Source organism: Pseudonocardia lacus (assembly GCF_018531445.1).
GTDB lineage: Bacteria > Actinomycetota > Actinomycetes > Mycobacteriales > Pseudonocardiaceae > Pseudonocardia > Pseudonocardia lacus.
In genome coordinates this window covers 1-8,590 of the sequence record NZ_JAHDTH010000272.1, presented here as the reverse complement: position 1 = coordinate 8,590, position 8,590 = coordinate 1, and the positions used below count along the sequence as shown (strand labels likewise).

Annotated in this window: 9 protein-coding genes and 1 riboswitch; of the genes, 3 read left to right on the top strand and 6 right to left on the bottom strand. The window is 75.0% G+C overall.

What is annotated here, in order from left to right; translation table 11 throughout:
* Positions 1–206 precede the first annotated feature (206 nt).
* Positions 207–3,074 (bottom strand): aminomethyl-transferring glycine dehydrogenase, encoded by a 2,868-nt coding sequence (gene gcvP / locus KIK08_RS35135; protein WP_308258093.1) that lies wholly within the window; start codon positions 3,072–3,074, stop codon positions 207–209.
* Between the two features lie 102 nt (positions 3,075–3,176).
* Positions 3,177–3,282, bottom strand: a riboswitch (glycine riboswitch).
* A 186-nt stretch (positions 3,283–3,468) separates the two neighbouring features.
* Here gcvP and KIK08_RS35130 point away from each other — a divergent pair.
* Positions 3,469–3,762, top strand: a complete 294-nt coding sequence (locus KIK08_RS35130; protein ID WP_214407632.1) for a YiaA/YiaB family inner membrane protein — start codon at positions 3,469–3,471, stop codon at positions 3,760–3,762.
* A 25-nt stretch (positions 3,763–3,787) separates the two neighbouring features.
* On the opposite strand, the gene KIK08_RS35125 is transcribed toward KIK08_RS35130, so the two are convergent.
* From KIK08_RS35125 to clsA, 5 genes are all read right to left on the bottom strand, one after another.
* Positions 3,788–4,345 (bottom strand): MerR family transcriptional regulator, encoded by a 558-nt coding sequence (locus KIK08_RS35125; protein ID WP_214407635.1) that lies wholly within the window; start codon positions 4,343–4,345, stop codon positions 3,788–3,790.
* Positions 4,346–4,592: 247 nt separating this feature from the next.
* Positions 4,593–5,066, bottom strand: coding sequence for a bifunctional nuclease family protein (locus KIK08_RS35120; RefSeq protein WP_214407631.1), 474 nt, complete (start codon positions 5,064–5,066; stop codon positions 4,593–4,595).
* 196 nt (positions 5,067–5,262) lie between these two features.
* On the bottom strand, positions 5,263–5,703 hold the full coding sequence (gene garA, locus KIK08_RS35115; protein WP_308258092.1) for a glycogen accumulation regulator GarA: 441 nt from the start codon (positions 5,701–5,703) through the stop codon (positions 5,263–5,265).
* A 140-nt stretch (positions 5,704–5,843) separates the two neighbouring features.
* On the bottom strand, positions 5,844–6,233 hold the full coding sequence (gcvH, locus tag KIK08_RS35110; protein WP_214407630.1) for a glycine cleavage system protein GcvH: 390 nt from the start codon (positions 6,231–6,233) through the stop codon (positions 5,844–5,846).
* Positions 6,234–6,243: 10 nt separating this feature from the next.
* Entirely contained in the window at positions 6,244–6,855 is a 612-nt protein-coding gene (clsA, locus tag KIK08_RS35105) for a cardiolipin synthase ClsA (protein WP_214407633.1), read from the bottom strand.
* Positions 6,856–7,008: 153 nt separating this feature from the next.
* Between clsA and KIK08_RS35100 the strand changes: the two genes are divergently transcribed.
* Both KIK08_RS35100 and KIK08_RS35095 read left to right on the top strand, forming a co-directional pair.
* Positions 7,009–7,524: an OsmC family protein gene (locus KIK08_RS35100; RefSeq protein ID WP_214407629.1), complete on the top strand. Its 516-nt coding sequence runs from the start codon at positions 7,009–7,011 to the stop codon at positions 7,522–7,524.
* Between the two features lies 1 nt (position 7,525).
* On the top strand, positions 7,526–8,590 hold a 1,065-nt coding region (locus KIK08_RS35095; protein ID WP_214407628.1), incomplete at its 3' end, for an acetolactate synthase large subunit.

Sequence of the window (8,590 nt, the reverse complement as noted above, 5' to 3'; positions counted from 1 at the left end):
CCCCGACGATCTGGCGTCCCTCGTATGCTCCGCTCACAGGGGCCTCCTCGAATCGATGGCGTGCACACCTCGAGCATGAGCCGAGGGTCACGAGGAGCGGAGGCCCCGCTCCTTCATCGCATCAGGGGTGGGTGGGCCGGAGGGGGCCCATCCACCCCTGATCGCGGTTCGACGCGCGGGCGCCGCGAGACCCGGGGGCCCCGCCGCTAGCGGGACTCGGCGAACGCTTCCACCGGCGGGCAGCTGCAGACCAGGTTCCGGTCGCCGTGCGCCCCGTCGACGCGGCGCACCGGCGGCCAGACCTTGCGGTCGTGCACGCCCGGCACCGCACCGGTCGGGTAGCCGGCCAGATCGGCCGGGTACGGGTGGTCCCACTTGCCCAGCAGGCTGGCCGCCGTGTGCGGGGCGTTGCGCAGCGGGTTGTCGGTCGCCGGCCACTCCCCCGCGGCCACCCGGGCGATCTCGGCGCGGATGCCGATCATCGCGTCGATGAAGCGGTCGATCTCGGCCAGGTCCTCGCTCTCGGTCGGCTCGACCATCAGGGTGCCCGCCACCGGGAACGACATGGTCGGGGCGTGCAGGCCGTAGTCGGCCAGCCGCTTGGCCACGTCGTCGACGCTCACGCCGGTGTCCTTGGTGATCCCGCGCAGGTCGAGGATGCACTCGTGGGCCACGTGCCCGTCGGCGCCCGCGTAGAGCACCGGGTAGTGCTCGCGCAGGCGGGCGGCCACGTAGTTGGCGGCCAGGACGGCGGTCAGCGTGGCGCGGCGCAGGCCCTCCGGCCCCATCAGCCGCACGTAGGCCCACGAGATGGGCAGCACGCCGGGGCTGCCGTACGGGGCCGCCGACACCGCGCCGACGGTGCCGCGATCGGGCAGGAACGGCGCCAGGTGCTCGGCCACCGCGACCGGGCCCACGCCCGGGCCGCCGCCGCCGTGCGGGATGCAGAACGTCTTGTGCAGGTTCAGGTGGCTGACGTCGCCGCCGAAGGCGCCCGGCCGGGCCAGCCCGACCAGCGCGTTCAGGTTGGCGCCGTCGACGTAGACCTGCCCGCCCGCCTCGTGCACGGCGTCGCAGACCTCACGCACCGCGGCCTCGTAGACCCCGTGCGTGGACGGGTAGGTGATCATCAGCGCGGCCAGCGCGTCGCGGTGCTGGGCGATGTTGGCGTGCAGGTCGTCGAGGTCGACGTCGCCGGTCGGGCCGGTCGCCACCACGACCACCCGCATCCCGGCCATCACCGCCGAGGCGGCGTTCGTGCCGTGCGCGCTGGCCGGGATCAGGCAGACGTCGCGGTGGCCCTCGCCGCGGCTGCGGTGGTAGGCCGCGATCGCCAGCAGCCCGGCGAACTCGCCCTGGCTGCCCGCGTTGGGCTGCAGCGACACCGCGGCGTAGCCGGTCAGCTCGGCCAGCCAGCGCTCCAGGTCGGCGATCAGCTCCAGCGTGCCGGCCGCGTCGGCCGCCGGCGCGAACGGGTGCAGGTCGGCGAACCCGGGCCAGGTGATGGGCTCCATCTCGGCCGCGGCGTTGAGCTTCATGGTGCACGAGCCCAGCGGGATCATCGTGCGGTCCAGGGCCAGGTCGGCGTCGGCCAGCCGGCGCAGCCAGCGCATCAGCGAGGTCTCCGAGCGGTGCTCGTGGAACACCGGGTGCGACAGGTAGTCGCTGGTGCGCCGCAGGCCGTCGGGCAGCGCGTCGGGGGTGGCCGCGTCCAGGTCGGCGGGATCCGCGGCGGGCACCCCGAACACCTCCCAGAGGGTGCGCAGGTGCGCGGTGGTCGTCACCTCGGAGCAGGCGATGCCCAGGGTGTCGGCGTCGACGCGGCGCAGCGCGATGCCGGCGTCGTGCGCGGCGTCGGCCAGCGCCTCGGCCCGCCCGGCCACCCGCACCCCGACGGTGTCGAAGAACTCCTCGTGCAGCACCTCGACCCCGCCGGCGCGCAGGCCCGCGGCCAGCACCGCGGCCATCCGGTGGCTGCGCAGGGCGATGCGGCGCAGGCCGTCGGGGCCGTGGTGCACGGCGTAGCAGGCGGCGACGACGGCCAGCAGCACCTGGGCGGTGCAGATGTTGGAGGTCGCCTTCTCCCGGCGGATGTGCTGCTCGCGGGTCTGCAGCGCCAGGCGCAGCGCGGGGTTGCCGTCGGCGTCGCGGGAGAGCCCGACCAGCCGGCCGGGCAGCTGGCGGGCGTGCTTCTGGTGCACCGAGAGGTAGCCGGCGTGCGGGCCGCCGAAGCCCAGCGGCACCCCGAAGCGCTGGGTGGTGCCCACGACGGCGTCGGCGCCCAGCTCGCCGGGCGGGGTGAGCAGGGTCAGCGCGAGCAGGTCGGCGGCGACGGCGGCCAGCGCCCCGCGCTCGTGCGCGGCCTCGATGGTGGGGCCGATGTCGCGGACCGCGCCGGACGCGCCCGGGTAGCTGAGCAGCACGCCGTAGAACTCGCCGTCGGGCAGCCCGGCGGCCAGGTCGGCGACCACGAGCTCGATGCCCAGCGGCTCGGCCCGCGTGCGCAGCACGTCGAGCGTGCGCGGCAGCGTGTCGGCGTCGACGACGAACCGCGGCGAGGACGCCCGCCCGGCCCGGCGCAGCAGGGTCATCGCCTCGGCCGCCGCGGTCGCCTCGTCCAGCAGCGACGCCCCCGCCACCGGCAGGCCGGTCAGGTCGGCGACGGTGGTCTGGAAGGTCAGCAGCGCCTCCAGCCGGCCCTGGCTGATCTCGGGCTGGTAGGGCGTGTAGGCGGTGTACCAGGCCGGGTTCTCCAGCACGTGGCGGCGCACGACCGGCGGGGTGATCGTGCCGCTGTAGCCCAGCCCGATCATGGGCACGGTCACCGTGTTGCGGGCCGCGAGGGCGCGCAGCTCGGCCAGCACGGTCGACTCCGACGCCCCGGGCGGCAGCGTGGTCGCGACCGGCTCGCGGTCGCGGATGCTGTCGGGCACGGCGGCGTCGGCCAGCTCCTCCAGCGAGGACGCGCGGACCGCGGCCAGCATGCGCTCCAGCTCGGCGGAGCGGGGCCCGATGTGCCGCTCGGCGAACGGGACGCCGGCTTCCAGTTCGGACAGGGGAACGCGGGAATCCACGACGAGCACCTCCGGGGGACGGGGCAGGCAGGACCGGCCCTCCCCCTCTGTCACGCCGAACGGTGCCGCGTGCACACCGCGCCGGCGGCGCTCCAGAGGCGCCTCGACCGCGCGGTCCTGGGTGCCTGAGAGGTTCCGGGGAGGATTTGCTCCTTCGGCGCCCGGTCGGCTGGTGCTCCAGCCACCGGGACTCTCCCGCGCGGGGTCGACGACCGCGGGGCCGATGGTAGGCCCCGCTCGCGCGATCATCCAGCCGACGTCCCGGTGCGATCGCGACGGATGTCGCGGACGCGCCCCGGGGCGCGTCCGGCGGTCACGCGGGGTGGCCGGATCGTGTCGCGCGGTCGGTAGTTACCCGGAGGTAGCCACAGCTCGCCGGGACCAGGATTCCGCCATGTCCTCGACGACGACGCCGAACTCCGGTCCCACGTCCGCCTTCTTCGTCCAGTCCATGATCTCGTTCGGCGCGGCCGTGACCGCCGTCGGCGTCGCGGTCGCCTACCTGCCCGCCGACCCGTGGATCCGGGCCTTCCTGGCCGTCGGCGTGCTCTACCTCGTGACCTCGACGTTCACCCTGGCCAAGGTCGTGCGCGACCGGCAGGAGTCCACGGCGGTACTCACCCGGGTCGACCAGGCCCGGCTGGAGAAGCTGCTCGCCGAGCACGACCCGTTCTCGTCCAACGCGTGACGCCGGGCGGGCCGGTGGCGCCGCGTCAGCTGATGGCGCGGCGCGCCCGGCGCCGGGACAGCTCGTCCTCGGGGGCGTCGTCGACGGTGCCGCCGTCGGCGCGCTCGACCGGGAAGTCCTTGATGGAGCCGCTGATCTCCTTCATCGCCCCGCCCACGGCGATGCCGAACACGCCCTGGCCGCCGCGCAGCAGGTCGACGACCTCCTCCGGCGACGAGCACTCGTAGACCGTGGTGCCGTCGCTGAAGAGCGTGATGCCGGCCAGGTCGCGGATGCCGCGCCGGCGCAGGTGCTCGACCGCCACCCGGATGTTCTGCAGCGACACCCCGGCGTCGAGCAGCCGCTTGACGACCTTGAGGACCAGCACGTCCTTGAAGGAGTACAGCCGCTGCGAGCCGGACCCGGCCGCGCCGCGGATCGAGGGCGCCACCAGACCGGTGCGCGCCCAGTAGTCCAGCTGCCGGTAGGTGATGCCGACGACCTGGCACGCGGTGGGCCCCCGGAAACCGACGAGCTGGTCGGGCAGCCCGTCCAGACCGGTCCCCAGGAGGGGATCCGGGAAGAGCTCGCCCTGCTCGGGCATCGACGGCGGGTTCTCCACCGAACTCCTTCCACCGGGGTCCGCGCGCGCGGACCCGCTGTTCGGAGCCGACGGTAAGCGCGCACCGGCACCCGGTCAACGCGGCGCGCCGGTCGAGTCACCCGGTCACGGGCGTGTCCCCCGTCCGGCCCTGCTGAACGACCCGCCCGCGGACCCGGCCGGGCGGCGCGTGCGGCCGATCGTGGCTGGTCGGCCGGGGTGGGCGCGCGGCGCCAGGGTCAGGAAACGGTCAGGGCTGGGCGCCGCGGAAGTCCTCCGGGGAGATCGAGTCGAGGAACTCGCGGAACTTCTCGACCTCGTCCTCCTGCTCGTCGGGGATGACGAGACCGGCCTCGGTGAGCACGCTCTCCTCGGCGTGGATCGGCACCCCGATCCGCAGCGCCAGCGCCACCGAGTCGCTCGGGCGGGCCGACACCTTGACCCCGCCGTCGAACACCAGCTCGGCGTAGAAGGTGCCCTCCTGCAGGTCGGTGATCCGCACCTGTTCCAGGCGGCGGCCCAGCGACGTGATGACGTCCTTGAGCAGGTCGTGGGTCAGCGGCCGGGCCGGCTTGACCCCCTGCTGCTCCAGGGCTATCGCGGTGGCCTCCACCGATCCGATCCAGATCGGGAGGTAGCGGTCGCCGGTGGTCTCCCGCAAGAGGAGGATCGGCTGGTTCGCGGGGAGTTCGACCCGGACACCCACGACGCGCATCTCGCTCATGCGCACTCCTCCTCATGACGTCCTGCTGTGTCGACGCTACACGGCACATCGGGCCTGCGCCCGCCCCCGCGCGGTCCGGAGCCGCGCGGTTCGCCACCGTGACCGGCGCCGTCGCCGCCCGAAAGGTCCGGTACGCGCGCGGCTGCCAGGCCGGCGGCTCGTCCGCCGACCCGGGGCCCGCTCGACGCGGCCGGGCTCAGTGGTCCCGCGGCCCGGTGAGGAAGACCAGCCGGAACTTGCCGATCTGCACCTCGTCGCCGTTGGCCAGCACCGCCGTGTCCACCGGCTCGCGGTTGACGTAGGTGCCGTTGAGGCTGCCCACGTCGACGACGACGAACTCGCCGGCGTCGTTGCGGAACTCGGCGTGCCGGCGCGAGACGGTCACGTCGTCGAGGAAGATGTCGCTGTCCGGGTGGCGCCCGGCGCTGGTCGACGCGCGGTCGAGGAGGAACCGCGAGCCCGCGTTCGGCCCGCGCTTGACCACCAGCAGCGCGGCACCGGCCGGCAGCGCGTCGACGCCGGAGACCGACTGGTCCTGGGCGGGGGGCTCGGCCTCGGACAGGAAGTCCGCGCGGAAGACCGAAGTGGCTTCCGGGGAACGCTCCGGCGGAACGCCCGGCCCGTCGTTCATGGTCACCTTCGGTGTCTCCTCCTGCGTGGGAACGGTGGACCCGGAGCGGGTCGTCGACCCGACCGGACCTCGGGATGTGTGCAGGCCGCGCGCGACGCGATCGGTCCGGTCAACCTACCGCGTGCCCGGCCCCGCGTCGGTGCCGGTCAGCTACCGGTGAGATCCCGGTAGGCGGCCGGGTCGAGCAGGTCGTCCAGCGGCGCCGCGCCCGCGGCGTCGTCCAGCCGGACCTCGATCATCCACCCGTCGCCGTAGGGACCGGAGTTGACCAGCTCCGGGGTGTCGGCGAGCGCCTCGTTGACCGCGACCACGGTGCCCGTGAGGGGCGCGTAGATGTCGGAGACCGACTTGGTGGACTCCACCTCGCCGACCGCGGTCCCGGCGGTGACGCTGTCGCCGACGGCGGGCAGCTGGACGAAGACGACGTCGCCGAGCTGGCTCTGGGCGTGGTCGGTGATCCCGACCCGGACCACCCCCTCGCCGAGGTCGCGCACCCACTCGTGCGCATCGGTGTAGCGCAGGTCCTCGGGAATCACGGGAGCGAGCCTAGTGGTCGCCCGGTGCGGGCCCGGTCGGGGTGGGGGTGCGCAGCGCGAGGCCGAACTGGGCCAGGTACAGCAGGCCCGAGTACAGGTAGAGGGCGGTTCCCCAGATCCCGAACGCCAGGCCCAGCGGCAGCGCGATCGGCGCCGCCCAGGTGTCGGTCTGGCCGAGCAGCACCAGCGGGAACGCGTAGAGCAGCAGGAAGGTGGCGCCCTTCCCGACGTAGGTCACCGGGTAGGGGCCGTAGCCGCGGCGGCGCAGCACCGGCAGGGTGAGCGCGAGCACGAGGTCGCGGGCCACCAGCACGCCGATCGCCCACCACGGCACGATGCCGCGCACGCCCAGCCCGATGAGCACCGCGAGGATGTAGAGCCGGTCGACCGCCGGGTCGAGCAGCGCGCCGAGGCGGCTGTACTGGCCCAGGACCCTGGCCAGCTTGCCGTCGGCCCAGTCGGTGATGCCGCCCACCATCAGCACGACCACCGCCCAGCCGTCGGCCTGCAGCCCGATCAGCAGGTACAGCAGCAGCGGCACGCCGGCCAGCCGCAGCAGGCTGAGGGCGTTGGGCACGGTGAGCAGCCGGTCGCGGCCGACGGCGCGCAGTTCCTCGCGCAGGTCGCCGACCGACGCCGGCGGGCCCGACCCGTCCGGCACGTCCGCCTCCGCCACGGCCAGCCCCTCCCCCGGGGCCCCGGTGGCCCCCGCGCAGCCTAGGGCGCCCCGGCGGGGCAGGTGCGTCGGCGGGCGCGAGGAGGCACGATCGCGGCCATGGATGCAGCGGCGCTCAAGGCCACCCAGGCACCCCTCAAGGCGAGTTACTCGGCCGACCCGGACAAGGCGGTGGTCACGCTGCGCGCCGACGGGGACCTGGACGGCTCGGGCATCGCCTGCTCCGTGCGCACGGCCGGGGCGCTGGCCGAGGCCGGGCTGCACCCGGCGGCCGGCGGCGACGGCACCCAGCTCTGCTCGGGCGACATGCTGCTCGAGGCACTGGTGGCGTGCGCCGGGGTCACCCTGCGGGCGGTGGCCACCTCACTGGGCATCGAGGCCACCGGCAGGGTCCGCGCGGAGGGCGACCTCGACTTCCGCGGCACGCTGGGCGTCGACAAGCAGGCCCCGGTCGGTTTCCGCGACGTCCGGCTGTTCTTCGACCTCGACACGACGGCACCGCGCGAGCAGGTCGACACGCTCGTCCGGCTGACCGAGCGCTACTGCGTCGTGCTGCAGACGTTGACGACCCCACCGGCCACCTCGGTCGAGGTCACCACCGGGCAGGCGGCCTGACATGACCGACACCGCCCGTACCGACTCCGGCAGCACCGACACCAGCAGCACCGACACCAGCACCCGGAGGACGGCCGCTCCGGCCGCCGCCGACGCCACCGCCAACGGCGCCCACGCCCTGCTGCACACGCTCGTCGACAGCGGCGTCGACGTCTGCTTCGCCAACCCCGGCACCTCGGAGATGCACTTCGTCGCCGCACTCGACGGCGTCCCGGCCATGCGCGGCGTGCTCACGCTGTTCGAGGGGGTCGCCACCGGCGCGGCCGACGGCTTCGCCCGGATGGCCGGGCGCCCCGCGGCCACCCTGCTGCACCTGGGCCCGGGGCTGGGCAACGGGCTGGCCAACCTGCACAACGCCCGCCGGGCGGGCGTCGGGCTGGTGAACGTGATCGGCGACCACGGCACCGACCACGTCCACCTCGACGCCCCGCTGCAGTCCGACATCGCCTCGATCGCCGGCGCCGTCTCGGGCTGGGTGCGCTCCACCTCCGCCCCCGCACGCATCGGGGCCGACACCGCCGACGCGGTCGCCGCGGCGCGTGCCGGTCAGGTCGCCACGCTGGTGCTGCCCGCCGACGTCAGCTGGGGCGACGGCGGACGGGCCGCGGTGGCCCCTGCTCCCGGTCCGGGCGAGCGGGCGAGCTCCGACGCGGTCCGGGAGGCCGCGGACGCGCTCACCTCCGGTGCCCCGTGCGTGCTGCTGATCGGCGGCGACGCCACGCTGGCCGCCGGCCTGGCCGCCGCCGACCGGATCGCCGCGGCGACCGGGGCCAAGCTGCTCGTCGAGACGTTCCCGACGCGCCTGGAGCGCGGCGCCGGGGTCGCGCCGGCCGGCCGGCTGGGCTACGCCCGCGAGATGGCCGACCACCAGCTCGGCGGCGCCCGGCACGTCGTGCTGGTGGGCGCGCGCTCGCCGGTGGCCTTCTTCGCCTACCCCGACCGCGACGGCGACCTCGTCCCGCCCGGCGCGCAGGTGCACCCGGTGGTCGGGCGGGGCGGCGCCGCCGCCGACGCGCTGGCCGAGCTGGCCGACCTGGTGGCCCCCGGCACGACCGCGCGCACGGCG

Coding starts and splice junctions, on each gene's coding strand:
- KIK08_RS35130 (WP_214407632.1), top strand. CDS start 3,469: ATGTCCTCGACGACGACGCCGAACTCCGGTCCCACGTCCGCCTTCTTC.
- KIK08_RS35125 (WP_214407635.1), bottom strand. CDS start 4,345: ATGCCCGAGCAGGGCGAGCTCTTCCCGGATCCCCTCCTGGGGACCGGT.
- KIK08_RS35120 (WP_214407631.1), bottom strand. CDS start 5,066: ATGAGCGAGATGCGCGTCGTGGGTGTCCGGGTCGAACTCCCCGCGAAC.
- KIK08_RS35100 (WP_214407629.1), top strand. CDS start 7,009: ATGGATGCAGCGGCGCTCAAGGCCACCCAGGCACCCCTCAAGGCGAGT.